At 64.5% G+C, this 16,210-nt stretch carries 13 protein-coding genes and 1 pseudogene; all 14 read left to right on the top strand.

From position 1 onward, the window contains the following. Nucleotides 1-11: 11 nt before the first annotated feature. Nucleotides 12-1,241: a DUF3142 domain-containing protein gene (locus AC3IR3_RS14480; protein WP_489193137.1), complete on the top strand. Its 1,230-nt coding sequence runs from the start codon at nucleotides 12-14 to the stop codon at nucleotides 1,239-1,241. Continuing rightward, nucleotides 1,238-3,619, top strand: a complete 2,382-nt coding sequence (locus AC3IR3_RS14475; protein ID WP_489193135.1) for a hypothetical protein — start codon at nucleotides 1,238-1,240, stop codon at nucleotides 3,617-3,619. Before AC3IR3_RS14480 ends, AC3IR3_RS14475 begins: the two co-directional genes overlap by 4 nt. A gap of 17 nt (nucleotides 3,620-3,636) precedes the next feature. Next, nucleotides 3,637-4,719 (top strand): tRNA preQ1(34) S-adenosylmethionine ribosyltransferase-isomerase QueA, encoded by a 1,083-nt coding sequence (queA, locus tag AC3IR3_RS14470; protein WP_489193133.1) that lies wholly within the window; start codon nucleotides 3,637-3,639, stop codon nucleotides 4,717-4,719. Nucleotides 4,720-5,453: 734 nt separating this feature from the next. Next, nucleotides 5,454-5,771 carry an STAS domain-containing protein gene (locus tag AC3IR3_RS14465; protein ID WP_489193131.1) on the top strand — a complete coding sequence of 106 codons (318 nt, stop codon included), beginning with the start codon at nucleotides 5,454-5,456 and terminating at the stop codon, nucleotides 5,769-5,771. A gap of 8 nt (nucleotides 5,772-5,779) precedes the next feature. After that, a complete protein-coding gene (locus AC3IR3_RS14460; RefSeq protein WP_132143564.1) occupies nucleotides 5,780-6,142 on the top strand; it encodes a response regulator in 363 nt (120 codons plus the stop codon). A 28-nt stretch (nucleotides 6,143-6,170) separates the two neighbouring features. Continuing rightward, nucleotides 6,171-8,150 carry a chemotaxis protein CheA gene (locus AC3IR3_RS14455; RefSeq protein ID WP_489193130.1) on the top strand — a complete coding sequence of 660 codons (1,980 nt, stop codon included), beginning with the start codon at nucleotides 6,171-6,173 and terminating at the stop codon, nucleotides 8,148-8,150. A 92-nt stretch (nucleotides 8,151-8,242) separates the two neighbouring features. After that, the gene (locus tag AC3IR3_RS14450; RefSeq protein WP_489193129.1) at nucleotides 8,243-8,770 is read left to right on the top strand and encodes a chemotaxis protein CheW; all 528 of its coding nucleotides are present in this window, start codon (nucleotides 8,243-8,245) and stop codon (nucleotides 8,768-8,770) included. A gap of 83 nt (nucleotides 8,771-8,853) precedes the next feature. After that, a complete protein-coding gene (locus AC3IR3_RS14445; protein WP_489193128.1) occupies nucleotides 8,854-10,575 on the top strand; it encodes a methyl-accepting chemotaxis protein in 1,722 nt (573 codons plus the stop codon). Between the two features lie 3 nt (nucleotides 10,576-10,578). Beyond that, nucleotides 10,579-11,448, top strand: a complete 870-nt coding sequence (locus tag AC3IR3_RS14440; RefSeq protein ID WP_489193127.1) for a CheR family methyltransferase — start codon at nucleotides 10,579-10,581, stop codon at nucleotides 11,446-11,448. Beyond that, nucleotides 11,445-12,104 (top strand): chemoreceptor glutamine deamidase CheD, encoded by a 660-nt coding sequence (cheD, locus tag AC3IR3_RS14435; protein ID WP_243649220.1) that lies wholly within the window; start codon nucleotides 11,445-11,447, stop codon nucleotides 12,102-12,104. Before AC3IR3_RS14440 ends, cheD begins: the two co-directional genes overlap by 4 nt. 105 nt (nucleotides 12,105-12,209) lie before the next feature. Further along, nucleotides 12,210-13,310: a protein-glutamate methylesterase/protein-glutamine glutaminase gene (locus AC3IR3_RS14430; RefSeq protein WP_489193125.1), complete on the top strand. Its 1,101-nt coding sequence runs from the start codon at nucleotides 12,210-12,212 to the stop codon at nucleotides 13,308-13,310. 16 nt (nucleotides 13,311-13,326) lie between these two features. Continuing rightward, on the top strand, nucleotides 13,327-14,508 hold the full coding sequence (locus AC3IR3_RS14425; protein WP_489193123.1) for a methyl-accepting chemotaxis protein: 1,182 nt from the start codon (nucleotides 13,327-13,329) through the stop codon (nucleotides 14,506-14,508). 12 nt (nucleotides 14,509-14,520) lie between these two features. Beyond that, complete coding sequence (locus AC3IR3_RS14420) at nucleotides 14,521-14,826, top strand: STAS domain-containing protein (protein WP_243649219.1); 306 nt, start codon at nucleotides 14,521-14,523, stop codon at nucleotides 14,824-14,826. A 517-nt stretch (nucleotides 14,827-15,343) separates the two neighbouring features. Beyond that, a pseudogene (locus tag AC3IR3_RS14415) lies at nucleotides 15,344-16,027 on the top strand (alpha/beta fold hydrolase); the annotation flags it as partial. Between the last annotated feature and the right edge of the window lie 183 nt (nucleotides 16,028-16,210).

Below are 16,210 nucleotides of genomic sequence, written 5' to 3'. Positions count from 1 at the left end.
AGGGAGTGGGCATGTCGCGCAGCTTGCGCTCGATCGTCATCGTCTCTATCGCGGCGCTGCTTGCCGCGTGTCATGGCGTGGCGCCGCCGCTGACGCAGGACGCCTATATATGGCAGCGCCAGTGGACGCCGGCGCTTCGCCTGGCGGTAAACGATTCGAAAGACATCGTCGGCCAGTGGCGCGTTCTCGTCGCGCAGGCCGATGGCGATGGGCAACTGAACATCTTCGCGCCCGATCTTGGCGCACTGGCTGCGAGCGGGCGGCCGGTCGTCGCGGTTGTGCGTATCGATGGCCGCCTTGCCGATATGGATCGCCCGGCCTTCGTCGACCGCATCGCTGACCTGAGTCGGCAGTGGAGCGGCAAGATCGCAGGCATCGAAATCGACTACGACTGCGCGACGGCCCGGCTTCCGGCGTATGCGCATTTCCTGTCGACGCTTAAATCGCGCCTTCCCGACGTCCACCTGTCCATCACGGCGCTACCGACCTGGCTGTCGTCGGGCGAGCTGGATGCCGTGACCGCGTCGGTCGACGAAGTCGTATTGCAGGTACATGCCGTGCAGTCGCCGAAGGCCGGCTTATTCGATCCCGTGCTGGCGCGGCGTTGGGTGGACGAGTTCGCCAGCCGTATGCGCAAGCCTTTCCGCGTGGCGTTGCCGACCTATGGTTCGCGCGTCAGCTGGGACGAAGAAGGGCGCATGCTGGCAGTGGAAAGCGAGAAAGCGGGACTGGCGCCGGGTGCGTTGTCAGCCGAGCTTTCGGCTGCGCCGCGCGATGTCGCCCGGTTTCTCGGCTCGCTTCGCGACGACCCGCCGCGCGGTCTTGCGGGCATCGTGTGGTTCCGCCTTCCGACGACCGACGACCGACGCGCCTGGAGCCTGTCCACTTGGCGCGCGGTCATGCGTGGCGAGTATGTCGAAGGCCGGATCGCGACCGTTTTCAGCGAAAGCGCAACCCCCGGTGCGATGGATGTCGTGCTGCGCAACGATGGCGACATCGATGCCGTGGCGCCGTCCGAAGTCGCGTTGCCGGACGGCTGCCCGCTGGCCGATGGCATCGGCGGTTACGCGTTGCGCCGCGATGGCCGCATCGTACAGCTCGCCACCGGCGATTCGCGTTTTCTGCGTGCACATACCCAGCGCACGATCGGCTGGATACGTTGTGCCTCGCCGTCCGTTTCCTCTGCCGTCGCGAACGACCGTCGCGACGCCTCCCGTCCCTTGCCAAGTAGCCCCTCATGATCCGACGCAAATCAGTCGCCATCGCCGTCGCCCTCCTGTTCGGAGGCGCCGTTGCGTGGGCCTGCGGTCCGATGTTCCCCAGCCAGTTGCTGGACGACCGCGCGAGTACGCTAAAAACGGTGCCGCAGAACACGTTTGCTTTCGAAGCGCAGCATCTGCTGCCGGCGACGGACAAGCTGGTGGCGGTCGAGTCCGATCCCTACCGGTTCAACGATGCGAAGCCCGCCATGCCGGACCTGACGCCCGCACAGGAAGAGCGCGTCAAGACATTGCGCCAATCCGAATCGGGTGCCGCCTCGATGAAGGACAGTGGCGATTTGCCCGCGGACGTGCGCGGCTATATAGCGGGCGCAATCGACTATCGTCTCGGTATCGGCGAATGCAGTGGCGTCACTCCCACGCCGGCCGAAGGAACCGACACGGAGGACCAGGGCAGCCCTCGCCGTGTCTGTCATCTCGGTGACGCGGACGCACTCGACCGGGCACAGGCCACGTTCGAAACCGTCGTGGCCATGCCGGCAGACAGTTCGATGCTGCGCGGCGTGTGGGCGGCTTATATGCTCGGAGAGATCCACGCGCTGCGTGCGATACGGGCAGAAGAAATCGAGGACTTCGCGAAAGAACGCGATGCGGCGGCGAAGGCGTTCGCGGAAGCGCGCTCGCGTGCCGTGGCCGGCGGTTCGGATAACCAGGGACTGGCGGTCGCCAGTTTCGGCGAAGAAGCGCGTCTGTATCTTGTCGTTAAGGGCGAACCCTGCGAATGGGCCGATCTGTATAACGATAAGCCTTGCGCGAAGGCGCTGGCGCCCGCCGATATCAAACATGCTATTGCTCTGTATGCCGCTCAGGCCGGGCATGGTTCCGATAATGCGGTGCAGTCGCTGGCGACGATCGCCGACGTCGTGCTCAAGTCGCCCGAACAGACGAGCGCCATCATCGATGGGCCCGTTTCGCAGCGTTTGCTGGTCGCGTATGCGCTGGCGCGCATCGACGGATCGACCGACGGCAAACCGGACGAACGGTTGGGCCGTCTCGTCGACGGTATCGAAAAGGCCGGTCTCGACAAGGTATCGGCAGCGGATCGTCTGGCGTCGCTGGCCTATCAGCTTGGTCGTTACGATCTGGCCGCGCAGTTGGTGACGAAAGCGCCGGGTCCGTTGTCCAGTTGGGTAAGCGCCAAGCTTGCATTGCAGAAGGGCGACATGGCGGCGGCGACCGCGGCCTATGCCCAGGCAGCCAAGGCGTTTCCCACCGCGTATGACCCCAAGGCGCCTCTCGATCAGGAAAGCATGCATCTGCTGATGGGCGAGCAGGGCGTGCTTGCGCTGGCGCGCGGCGAGTACGTCGAAGCGATGGGACACATGTACGACACGGGCATGGCTGTGGGCGGCGATGGCAATGTCGTCGACGACTATGGCTCGGGCTATGGTTATGGCAACGACACGGCGTATATCGCCGAGCGGGTGCTTACCGTCGACGAGCTGAAAACCTTCGTCGATGCCCGGGTGCCGGCGTCGCCCGTGAAAGCGGTCGATCCGAACGACAAGGAAGCCGCTTATCGCCCGATGCCGTTGAACGATCGCCTGCGCTGGCTGCTGGCACGACGTCTGGTTCGCGCAGGCCGTTACGCCGATGCCGAACCCTACTTCGTTGCCGGGATCGATAAGCGCTTCGCCGAGGTCGACCTGCGCGAGACAGTACGCGCGTATGCGAAAGCGCTGCATGACGGCGACCATGCATGGACCGACATCGGCAAGGCCGAAGCGCTTTTCGCTGCGGCAACGATTGCCCGCGTGCACGGTATGGAGATCATGGGGTACGAGCAGGACCCGGATTACACAGACATCGGTGGCGGTTACGAGGGCGGATCGGGCCAGAGCGCGGCCAGCATGAAGGGGACGTATGTCACCGAGGGCGAACGCCACCGTTTCGATGAAAGCATGGCTAAGCCGTATCAGCGCTTCCATTACCGATACACCGCGGTGGATCAGGCGTCGCTGGCGGCGGATAGGCTGCCGCCGCGCTCCCAGGCGTTCGCGGCCGTCCTTTGCAAAGCGACCGGCTGGATGGAGGACGGTCCCGGCGGCTTCTACATGTCGGACGACGCCGGGATGCCGGTACCCAACGAACGCAGCAAGCGCATCGAGGCGCTGTACAACCGTTATGTGAAACAGGGTCCCTATGTGGAATGGGCCGACGATTTCGGCCGGACCTGCGAAGAGCCGGACTTCGACGGCGCCCGCAAGCTGCTTCGGGCGCAGCGCATCGCGGCGGTGAAGCATGCGATCCGTCACTATCTGCCTTACGAGATCGCCGGTTTCGCGGCGATCGTGGGTCTTGCCGGCTTTGCGATCAGGCGTCGCCGCCGCGAGGTCTGAGGGCGTGAAGGGGCGGCATGAGCGATAATGCCGCCCCCGTTCGTTTCCCCGGTTTCTCTGTGAAAAAGTCCGACTTCGATTTCGACCTGCCGCCCGAACTGATCGCCCAGGTTCCCCTGGCCGAGCGCTCGGGGAGCCGGTTGCTGCTGCTCGATGTCGCGACGGGCACGCGTGAGAACCGGTTGTTCCGCGACTTGCCGGATCTGTTGCAGCCTGGCGACCTGCTGGTATTCAACGACACCCGCGTCTTGCCGGCTCGTCTTTACGGGCACAAGGAATCGGGCGGTGCCGTCGAGATACTGATCGAGCGCGTGACGGGTACCCACGAGGCCCGTGCCCAGCTTGGCGTCAGCAAGAAGCCGAAAGCCGGCGGACGCATCGTGCTGGCCGACGGCAGTATCGCGACCGTCCTGGGCCGCGATGGCGAGTTCTTCATGCTTCGCTTCGAAACCGAGGAGCCGCTGGAGAAAGTCCTGCTGCGGTTGGGCGAAATGCCTTTGCCGCCGTATATCGAACGTAGCCCCGACCAGAGCGACACCGAGCGTTACCAGACGGTGTTCGCGCGCGAGCCAGGTGCCGTCGCGGCGCCGACGGCCGGTCTGCACTTCGACGAATCCCTGCTGGAACGCATCCGTGCCCTGGGCGTCGACATGGGGTACGTGACGCTGCACGTCGGGGCCGGTACCTTCCAGCCGATGCGGGCGGACGATGTCCGCGATCACGTCATGCACAGGGAATGGCTGAACGTGGGCGTCGGGCTGGTCGAGCAGATCCGTGCCACGCGAGCGGCCGGTGGGCGGGTCATTGCCGTCGGCACCACGGTCGTCCGCGCCCTGGAAAGCGCGACGGTCGACGGCGTTCTCCGCCCGTTCGCCGGCGAAACCCAGATTTTCATCTTCCCCGGCTACCGCATCACCAGCGTCGACGGCCTGGTGACGAACTTCCACCTGCCGCAGTCGACGCTGCTGATGCTCGTCTCGGCGCTGGCGGGAAAGGAAGCCATCCTCGACGCCTATCGCTTCGCCGTGGCCGAGCGCTATCGCTTTTTCTCCTATGGCGACGCGATGCTGATCCTGCCCCGGCGTCCCCTTTCCGCCTGAAGATTGGCTCTTGACGCATTAGCGGGGGCGGCTTGAGGTGTCTTGTCGAGCTTCGGTCGAGGACAGCCGTCTTACACTTGTGCGTCGTGGAAGCCGCGACCGGGTTGGCCCTTGGGGCCTTCGGCGCCGTCCCTGCGGGAGCGGGCCGTAACCCCATTTTCGCTCCGTCAGTGGGTGATCGCGGCCCTCGGCTAAGGCGGCCCCAAGGGCCAACCCGGCCACGGCACCGTCGACTGCGGTTTGTTGTGGGCAGAGCACGAGCTAAGCAGGTGACGGGACGGGACCGGATGCGGCCATGACGGGTCACGCGTCACGCGCTGCTTTCCCCCACGCAACCGCAACCCCCGGAAGAGCCGTCGGCCACCGCCCTCGACGCGACTTGCGGAACCGAGCGCGGCGGGCGGAAAAGGCCCGAAGGGGGCGGACCAGGACGGTCCGCCGTTTTCGCTGAGGCAGGAGCCGAATCGAAAACCCCCGCCCGCCGCGCGGGCGCGACGGGGCGCAGCCATAGAACACCAGCCGCGCAGCGGCTATCCCTTCCCGAGCGACGGTGGAGACGGAGCGTCGAGGGCGGTGGCCGACGGCTCTTCGCGAAGCGTCCCAGCGCAAAAGCGATGGCGAAGCCGAGCCCGCCCCGACCATGCGTGAAGAACCTAAAGATTCGGGGATCCCCGCCGATAAGCCCACCGAACAACCCTTCGCGATGACGCGTGGGGTGTACGGGATCGGGGCTCATGGCGAAGAAAACATCCGGTGACAAGGCGCCCGCGGCCGTTGTGCTCGACGCCGACCTGCGTATTGGCGCGGCTCCCGCGCTGCGCGACATCCTCCTGACCGCCCTGGCCTCGGGTAAGCCCACGCAGATCGATGGTACGGGCGTCACCCAGGTGGATACGGCCGGTCTCCAGCTTCTGGCCGCCTTTTCCCGCGACGCGCGCGCGCGCGATCTGGCGCCGGTCTGGCTTGCCGCCAGCGATTCCCTGCACAAGGGCGCGGCCACGCTGGGCCTTCATGAATTGATTGAACTGCCGGCTCGCGCCGGCGTGAACTGAGGTGGACGATGGCTAAGATTCTTGCGGTTGACGATTCGGCTTCCATGCGCAGCATGGTCGCCTTCACCCTGCGTGGCGCCGGTCACGAGGTCGAAGAGGCGGACAACGGCCAGGCGGCCCTCGATACGGCGCGTGGCCAGAAGTTCGATCTGGTGCTGGCCGACGTGAACATGCCCGTCATGGACGGGATCTCGATGGTCCGCGAAATGCGCGCGATGGCGGAATACCGCGGCGTGCCGATCCTCATGCTGACCACCGAATCCAACCCCGAAAAGAAGATGGAAGGCAAAGCGGCCGGTGCGACGGGCTGGCTGGTCAAGCCGTTCGACCCCGACCAGTTGCTGGCGACCGTCGGCCGCGTTCTCGGCTGATAAAACAAAGATACACAGGGCCGTACCCATGTCCAAAGTCGATCTGGCGCAGTTCCACAAGGCTTTCTTCGAGGAGAGCCTCGACGGTCTCGATGCCATGGAGGCGGCGCTGCTCGCACTGGACGAAGGTTCGGACGACCCCGAGCTGGTTCATACCGTGTTTCGCGCCGCACACTCCATCAAGGGCGGCGCGGCCACGTTCGGTTTTGCCGACGTCGCCGCTTTCACCCATGTCGCCGAGTCGCTGCTCGACGAGGTGCGTAGCGGTCGTCGTCCCATGGACAAGGCCATCGTCGAGCTGCTGCTGCGTTCGGGCGACACCGTGCGCGACATGCTCGCCCGTTCGATGAACGGCGAACCGGTCGCCACGGTCGAAAGCCAGGACTTGCTGGCAGCGTTGTCGGCGATGGTTTCCGGCGGTACGGCCGCGCCCGTGGCCGCCGTTGCCGAGGCGGTCGCGGCAAGCGATGTCGAAGGGTGGGATATCGTCTTCCGCCCGTTCGACTATCTGCTGAAGACCGGCAACGATCCGGCGCGCATGTTCCGCGAACTGGAGGCACTGGGTCCGCTCAGCGTCACGTGCGATGCGGGCAAGCTGCCGGCACTCGACGCGATGGACGCCGAGACGGCCTACCTTGCGTGGACGCTCTATCTGGCCGCGCCCGCGAAGAAATCGGCTGTCGAAGGTGTGTTCGACTGGGTCGACGGCGATTGCGAACTGAGCATCGTGCCCCGCGTCGCGGTGAAAGCCGAGCCCGCACCCGTCGCGGTTGCCGTGGCCGCTCCGGGCGCCGCGCCGCGCACCACGCGCGAGTCGGCGGCGAATAGCGAATCCAGCTCCGTCCGCGTCGGTATCGAAAAGATCGACACCCTCATCAACCTCGTCGGCGAACTGATCATCACCCAGTCGATGCTCACCCAGTTCGCCGACGGTGTGGATGCCTCGCAGCTCGAATTGCTCCGTCACGGCCTGGCCCAGCTGACGCGACATTCGCGCGAGTTGCAGGAAAGCGTGATGAGCATTCGCATGCTGCCCATCAGCACCGTGTTCAACCGCTTCCCACGCCTCGTCCGCGACCTGGCCCAGAAGCTCGACAAGAAGGTGAATCTCGACCTTCGCGGCGAGACGACCGAGCTGGACAAAACCGTGCTGGAGAAAATCGGCGATCCTCTCGTGCATCTGGTGCGCAACGCGATCGACCATGGCCTGGAAATACCGGCGAAGCGTTCGGCCTCGGGCAAGTCCGAGGTCGGCACCCTGCGACTGGAGGCCTTTCATCGTGGCGGCTCCATCGTTGTGCAAGTGGGCGACGACGGCGCGGGTCTGAATCGCGAAGCGATCGTGGACAAGGCGATCCAGCGCGGCATCGTCGCCAGCGGCGAGGGCATGAGCGACGACGCGGTCGCCGAACTCATCTTCGAAGCCGGCTTCTCGACCGCTGCCGCGACTACCGACCTTTCCGGCCGGGGCGTGGGCATGGACGTCGTTCGCCGCAACGTCATGGACCTGGGCGGCGCCGTTGCCATTTCCAGCGTGCAGGGCAAGGGCACCACCTTCACGATCACGCTCCCGCTGACCCTCGCAATCATCGATGGTCTGACCGCGGCCGTCGGGTCGGAAACCTATATCGTCCCGCTTGTATCCATTGTCGAATCCGTGCAGCTGAAGCCGGACATGATGCGCAGCGTGGCGGGCGGCGGCGAGCTGTTCCGTTTCCGCGACGCCTATCTCCCGGTGGTGCGTCTGCACGACGTCTTCGGCTGCGAAGGACGCCGTCGCGCCATCAACGAAGGCATCGTCATCGTGGTGGAAGGCGAGGGTACCCGGATTGGCCTGTTCGTCGACGAACTGATCGGCCAGCAGCAGGCGGTCGTCAAGTCGTTGGAGGCTAACTACCGCCGCGTAAACGGTATTTCCGGCGCGACCATCCTCCCCGATGGTTCGGTGGCGCTCATTACCGACGTGACGGGACTGGTCCGTATGCAGACAAGACGCCGGGCCGCCTGAGGGTTTCGCCTCCACCCCATTCAAGGTTCGCCTCCCCCAGCCGATAGCTCATGAAGGGGAGGCGGAAAGAACGTTCCGCCAGTGGAAAGAACATGAATCAGCCAGCCAGCAGCGCCATCGCGTCCGAGACCGAAGCGGCCGTCGCCGCCCAGTACCTGACCGTCAATCTCGCGGACGAGGAATACGGCGTGGACATCCTCGCGGTACGCGAGATCCGCGGCTGGACGCCGGTCACCCGCATTCCGCAGACGCCGCACTACGTGCTCGGCGTCCTCAACATGCGTGGCGCCATCGTTCCGGTGCTGGACCTGCGCCTGCGTTTCGGACTGACTCGCGAGGAATACACCGCAACCACCGTCACCGTGATCGTCACCGTCGCCGGCCGCAATTTCGGCGTGGTCGTCGATGCGGTATCCGATGTGGTGGAAGTGGCCCCGTCCGAGATTCGTCCCGTGCCGGACATGGGTACGGCCGTGGAAACCGAATACCTGAAAGGACTCACGTCCGTTGGCGAGCGCATGGTGTTGCTCCTCGATGTGGACAAGCTGTTGCAGCCGCAGGATGCGCAGATGCTGGAGGCGGCGTTGCCTTCCGTGTCCGATGTGAAAGCCGTCGCCTGATAACGCGCTATCGCCGTCGGGGCCCCACCTGACCGGCATCCGCATATCGGGTGGACCACCGCACTTTGCCGATTGGAACAGTGATGAAGAAGTTCAGGTTCAAGATTCCCGCACTTACGGTACGCGGCCGCCTCTACGGTGTGCTGGGCATGCTTACCGCCATGCTGATCGGCGGCGCCGCTGTCGGCCTCGGTTCGATGTACTTCCAGAACGAAGGTCTGCGCACGGTTTACGACGAGGAGATGGTTCCCTCGGAGTTGATCAGCCAGATCAACACGCGTTCGCTGATGTCTTTCGTCGTACTCGGCGAAGCTGCCGCCAAGGTCGGCCAGCCCGACCAGGTGAAGCAGAAAGTCGCGGAATTCCAGAAGTACCAGACCGAGATGGATGGGCTGAAGAAGGCACTCACGGCTATTCCGATGAGTCCGGATATCGAAAAGCTCTACAAGGACTGGAAGTCGACCGACGCGGACTATGACCAGGCCAAGTCGGACATCGTGGATGCGCTGAATCAGGCCGACACGGGTGCGACCGACGTTCTCGAACTTCAGGTGCGTCCATTGCTGATGCAGCGTCAGGACGCCCTTTCCAAGCTCATCACCGCCAAGCGTGACGAAGCGAGCGCCATTTACGCCAGGCAGGCCAGCAACTACAGGATCGTCCGCGCGCTCTCCATCGCCGCGCTGGCCATCGGCCTGGCCATTTCGCTGCTGATCGCCGCGCTGGTCGTTCGCTCGATCATCCGTACGCTCGGCTATACGGTTTCCATCGCCCACCAGATTGCCGACGGCAAGCTCGGACACGAGATCCGGGTCGACCGTAGCGACGAACTGGGTGCACTGCTCGGCGCGTTCCGCACCATGGACGAGCGTCTGACCGCCATCGTCAGCGAAGTGCGTCACGGCTCGGGTTCGGTAAGCACGGCGGCGCAGCAGATTTCCCGCGGTAACGACGATCTCAGTCAGCGCACGCAGGAACAGGCATCCAGCCTGGAAGAAACGGCTTCTTCGATGGAAGAAATGACCTCCACCGTGAAGCAGAATGCCGAGAACGCCAGCCACGCCAATCAGCTGGCCCGCGGCGCGCGCGAGCAGGCCGAGCGCGGTGGCGAAGTGGTCGCGCAGACCGTTGTCGCCATGCGCGAAATCAACAGCTCCAGCCGCAAGATCGCCGACATCGTCAGCCTTATCGACGAAATCGCGTTCCAGACGAACCTGCTGGCGCTCAATGCCGCCGTGGAAGCGGCGCGTGCCGGCGAGCAGGGCCGTGGCTTCGCCGTGGTCGCCACGGAAGTCCGTAACCTTGCCCAGCGCAGCGCGGGCGCGGCGAAAGAGATCAAGGGGCTGATCAACGACAGCGCCGACAAGGTCAGGACGGGCTCCGAGCTGGTCGACCAGTCGGGTCGTGCGCTGGCCGAGATCGTCGACAGCGTCAAGAAGGTCACGGACATCGTCGCCGAGATCGCGGCCGCCAGTCAGGAACAATCGGCCGGTATCGACCAGGTCAACCATGCCGTGCTGCAGATGGACGAAATGACCCAGCAGAACGCCGCACTGGTCGAAGAGTCCGCCGCTGCCGCCCGTGCCATGCACGAGCAGGCGAACGAGCTGACCCGTCAGGTCGGATTCTTCCATGTCGCCGGCGACGGCAGCCGTGCGCCCGCGCAGAAGAAAGCCGCTCGTGCAAGCACCGTCGACGAGGTGGAAGCCGTGTTCGCCGCTGTGCGTAGCGCGCCGGCCGCTGTTCAGCCGCGCGCCCAGCGCCCGGCGGAAACGGCCGACGCGGGCGCCTGGAAGGAGTTCTGATCGATGACCGCGCTCACCACCGACGATAGCGTCGTGCTGGCGAGCGCGACCGGTCCCACGCTGGGGGATACCGACTTCCGCTTCCTGCGCGACTTCGTCCTCCAGCACTGCGGGATTTCACTGGGCGAGCACAAGCGTCAGCTGGTGCAGGGGCGCTTGCTCCGCCGCCTGCGGGCGCTGGGCCTGTCCGGCTTCAGCGCCTATTGCGAACTCCTGCGAAAAGACCCCGATGGCGAACTTGGCGAGCTGGCCAGTTGCATCAGCACCAACGTCACGTCGTTCTTTCGCGAGATGCATCACTACGACCTTCTGGTCGACGATCTCCTTCCTCGCTGGCTCGAAGAGAAGCGTGGCGGCAAGCTGCGGATATGGTCCGCGGGGTGTTCCACCGGCGAGGAACCCTATGCACTTGCGATGGTGCTGGCCGAAGCGCTCGAGCGCCTGGGCAGCAGCGTCGACGCGAAGATACTGGCCACCGACCTTTCGCCGCAGGCTCTGGAAGCCGCGCGCAAGGGTGTCTATGCGCTGGATCGTCTTTCGGGTGTCAGCGACGCGCGCCGCAAACGCTGGTTCCTGCGCGGGCAGGGCGCCTACGAAGGTCTGGCGTGCGTGCATCCGCGTCTGCGCGAGCTGGTCACCATCCAGCCGCTCAATCTGCTTCACGAATGGCTGATGCGTGGACCGTTCGATGCGATCTTCTGCCGCAATGTCGTGATCTACTTCGACAAGCCGACCAAGCAGCGCCTGTTCTCGCGTTACGCCGACATGATCGGCAGCCGCGGCTATCTGTTCCTCGGTCATTCCGAGTCGATGTACGGCCTTAGCGACGACTTCGACCTGGTGGGCCGTACTGTCTACCGGAAGCGCCAATGAGCGACATGTCCGTCGCGCCGCCGCGCACGTTCGTCGGGTTCGACCCTGCACGGGTTCTCCCGGGCTTTGAACACGTACGTCGTTTCTGGGATCCCGCCCAGGAAGTCGTCACGGTCAAGGTGTTGCCGGGCGAGTACTACGTCAGCGCGCAGGACGAAATGATTTCCACCGTGCTTGGGTCCTGCGTGTCCGCGTGCGTGCGGGACCACCGGTTGCGCCTGGGCGGCATGAATCACTTCATGCTGCCCGAGCCCGCCGGCGACCGCGATGGCTGGAGTTCGACCGTGGGCCGTGCCGCGCGCTATGGCAACGATGCGATGGAGCAGCTGATCAACGCCATCCTCAAGGCCGGCGGCAAGCGCGAGGATCTCGAGGTGAAAATTTTCGGCGGCGGCCGGGTGCTGTCCACGATGACGGATATCGGCCAGCGCAATATCGCCTTCGTCCAGCGCTACATCGCCACCGAAAAACTGAAGCTCTGCGCCGCGGATGTCGGCGACGTTTATCCGCGTCAGGTGCAGTTTTTCCCCGTGAGCGGCAAGGTCCGCGTACGCCAGCTCCGCTCCATGCACGACACCCAGCTTGCCGATCGCGAAAAACGATACCTCAAGCGATTGGCGAACGATCCGATAAAGGGAGAGGTGGAACTGTTCTGACGCGTAACGTCGGGCAGATGCCCGCGCCGCTGTCGCTCCGTGCCATCTCAGTTGTCGCTCCGCCGGTTCACCGATCAAGCATCCGCACCCAGGCCATCCGAGTCCATGCAAAAAGTACGCGTACTCATCATCGACGACTCTGCCCTGGTGCGAAAGGTCCTGACGACTATGCTCGAGTCGGATCCGGGTATCGAGGTGGTGGGCACGGCGCCCGATCCGCTGATTGCCCGCGAGAAAATCAAACTGCTCAATCCCGACGTGCTGACGCTGGATGTCGAGATGCCGCGCATGGATGGCCTCACGTTCCTCGAGAACCTGATGCGCCTGCGGCCGATGCCGGTCGTGATGGTGTCCACGCTGACCGAGAAGGGCGCCGACGTCACGTTGCGCGCGCTCGAACTGGGCGCGGTCGATTTCTTCACCAAGCCCAACGCCGACCTGGCCAGCACCTTCATGGACTGCGCGCCGGAAATCTGCGCGAAGGTGCTTCTGGCCGCTGGCGCGAAGCCGCGCGAGCGCGCCGATGTCCGCAAGCTGGACGTGGCGCCGCGCCTCACCGCCGATGCCGTGCTTCCCCGTACGCAGGCGGCAGGTTCGCGCGGCGGCACCCGCATCATCGCTATCGGTGCATCGACGGGCGGCACCGAGGCGATCCGTGTCGTACTCGAAGCCATGCCGCCGACGGCGCCGCCGATTGTCATCACGCAGCACATCCCCGCCGCTTTCAGCGGTCCGTTTGCGGCGCGCATGGACAGCTGCTCGGCCATGCGCGTCTGCGAAGCGCGCGATGGTCAGCCCATCCAGGCGGGTCATGCCTATATCGCACCCGGTAACCAGCATTTGCTCGTGATGTGGGACGGCGCACGCCATGTGTGTCGTCTGCACGACGGTCCGCCGGTCAATCGCCACAAGCCCGCGGTCGATGTGTTGTTCCGTTCGGTGGCCGCCAGCGTCGGCGCCGCCGCTATTGGTGTGGTGCTGACAGGCATGGGCGACGATGGTACGCGTGGTCTTGGGGAGCTCCGTGACGGCGGTTCGCCGACACTGGTCCAGGACGAAGCCAGTTCGGTCGTCTGGGGCATGCCCGGCGCCGCGTGGAAGGCTGGTGCCGCCGACGAAATGCTGCCTCTCGACGCGATCGCGGCCCGTTTGCTCGCGCTCGCCAATTCACCTGTTTCCTCCGGCGCCAAGCGCGTCGGTACCTGAAGAACGAGACGTCATCATGCTTACTTCGAACAACGAACGCATTGCCGGATTCGCGGTCAGCGCCCTGGCGCTGATCGCGGTCCTGGTGTTCCACAGCCCCTGGGTGGCACCGGTCGCGGTGGCTCTCCTGACGGCGACGTGGATCGTCGTCAGCCAGCGCGGCGCTCATGCGCAGGTGACCGGGCTCGTCCAGGTATCGACCAGTGCAGCCGATGAAGCGTCGGTGCGCGAAGCGATGGAGGACGTCCGCAGCGCCATCGTCGACGAACTCGGGCATGCCAGCCGCGAACTGCATCAGGCACTGGACCTGCTGCGTGACGCGGTCGCCGAACTCGGCGGCGGCTTCAACGGTCTGTCGAAGAAGACCGGCTTGCAGCAGGCGCTGCTCAGCCAGATCATCGAAAGCGGCGGCAAGGGTATTTCGGTACAGGATTTTGCATCCCGTACCGCCGATCTGCTCGAACACTTCGTTGGCCTGATCGTGCAGCTGTCGCGCGAAAGCCTGCGTATCGTCTACCGCATCGACGGCATGTCGAAGGAAATGGACGCCGTCTTCGCGTTGCTGAAGAACGTCAACACCATTGCCGAAGAAACCAATCTTCTCGCGCTGAATGCGGCGATCGAAGCCGCTCGCGCCGGCGAGTCCGGTCGCGGCTTCGCGGTCGTGGCCGGCGAAATTCGCAATCTGGCCCAGCACAGCAATCAGTTCAACGAGAAAATCGGCACGCACGTCGAGCGGTCGCGCGCTGCGATGGAGCAGCTGCGCGAACTGGTGGGCAACATGGCGTCGCAGGATATGAACGTGGCGCTTTCGGCCAAGGGCGGCATCGATGAAATGATGTCCACGATTACCGAAAGCAACGCGCGTACCAGTGCCGCCGCCGACGAAGCCGCCACGATCAACCGCGGCCTCGGCAACGACGTGTCCACGACGATCCGTTCGCTTCAGTTCGAGGACATCCTGAGCCAGCTGTTGCACCAGACGCGTTCGCGTCTGGTCGAGCTTCAGGAAATCACCGCCGACTGCACCCGCGACATCGAAGAGCTGGCCTGCGCACCCGCTGAGGCGAACGAACTGGGAGCCCGTGCCCAACGCGTGCGCGTCCGTCTTGCCGAACAGCGCGAACGTGCCCGTCTGCGCGCACGCGGTCCGGCCCTCCAGCAGTCGATGGCTGCCGGCGACATCGATCTGTTCTAAGGGGATAGCCACGTGACCATCAATATTCATCATGACCGCGAACAGGGTTGCCTGACACTGCATCTCGGCGAGCGCTTCGATTTCTCGATTCATCGCGCCTTCCACGACGCCTGTCTTGGCGATATCGCCCCGGCGCGCAGCTATGTGCTCGACCTCGGCGAAGTGACTGGTATGGACAGCTCCGCGCTGGGCATGCTGATGCTGCTACGCGAACACGCCGGCGGGGAGCGCGCGGAGATCCGCATCGTCAACGCCAGTGCGGACCTGCGCAATACGCTGCGCATCGCCGGATTCGACAAACTGTTTACCGTGCACTGATCCTCACCGATCGGCATGCCGGAAGGCGCAGCGGCGACGCTGCGCCTTTCTTTTTTGGTTCATCACATAAGGGGGATGATCTCGTGTGGCTCGTGTCGTTGCGGCTTCGTAGCCTCACGCTCGTGCGTCGGGGAGGCCGCGACCGGGTTGGCCCTTGGGGCCTTCGGCGCCGTCCCTGCGGGAGCGGGCCGTAGCGCCGCTTTCGCTCCAACTAGTCATCGCGGCCCTCGGCTAAGGCGGCCCCAAGGGCCAACCCGGCCACGGCACCGTCGACTGCGGTTTGCTGCGGGCAGAGCGCGAGCCGAGCACGTGACGGATCGAACCGGACGCGGTCATCACCGGTCTTGCGTCACGCGCTGCTTTCCTCCACGTGACCGCAACACCCGGAAGAGCCGTCGGCCGCCCCCCTCGACGCGACTTGCGGAACCGAGCGCGGCGGGGCGCAGCCATAGAACACCAGCCGCGCAGCGGCTTGTGTCTTTGCATCGGCGTAGGCTTTGGGGTGAGAGCGGAGTGCGGCTATCGCGTCATTGCACACGATCGTCGCGGGCACGGACGTTCCGACCAGCCTTTCGACGGCAATACCATGGACCAGTACGCCGACGACCTCGCCGAGTTGTTCGAGAAGCTGGACCTGAAGGACGCGACGATGGTGGGGCACTCGACCGGTGGTGGCGAGGTGGCTCATTACATCGGCAGGCACGGCACGTCGCGCGTGAATAAAGTTGTGTTGGTTGGCGCGGTACCGCCGTTGATGGTTAAGACCGACTCGAATCCCGAAGGATTGCCGCTTACGGTGTTCGACGGTATCCGCAAGGGAACGTTCGACGATCGTTCGCAGTTTTTCGAGGATCTCAGCGCACCGTTCTACGGCGCCAATCGTGAAAACACCCATGCGACTCAGGGCATGCGCGATTCGTTCTGGCGCCAGGGTATGCAGGGCGGCATCAAGGGTCTTTACGACTGCATTCGTGAGTTTTCCGAGGTCGATTACACGGAGGATCTGAAGAAGATCGATGTGTCGACCCTGATCGTCCATGGCGACGACGATCAGATCGTGCCTATCGTGGCCGCTGCCATGAAGTCGTCGAAGATCGTGAAGAACGCAACGCTTAAGGTGTATCCCGGAGCGCCGCATGGCCTTACCAGCACCCACCAGGACCAGTTCAACGAAGACTTGCTGGCCTTTCTGAAGAGCTGATTCGGTTTAGCTCGAAAGCGCCCGGGCGTGAAGGCGTCCGGGCGCTTTCGTTTTTGCCGTATTCGCATAGTCCGATATCGCCTTCACATACTTCGCTGCGATAGCGACGTTTTCCGTCTTCACAACTTTCGTCACACTTTCGCGTGCATCTGGCCGGTTTTGCGCATTCGGCGCGTCGCGCTC

This window comes from Luteibacter sp. GL_149, from assembly GCF_057834065.1.
Note: the sequence above shows the minus strand (reverse complement) of the source record. Positions and strands in the feature narration are given on the sequence as shown.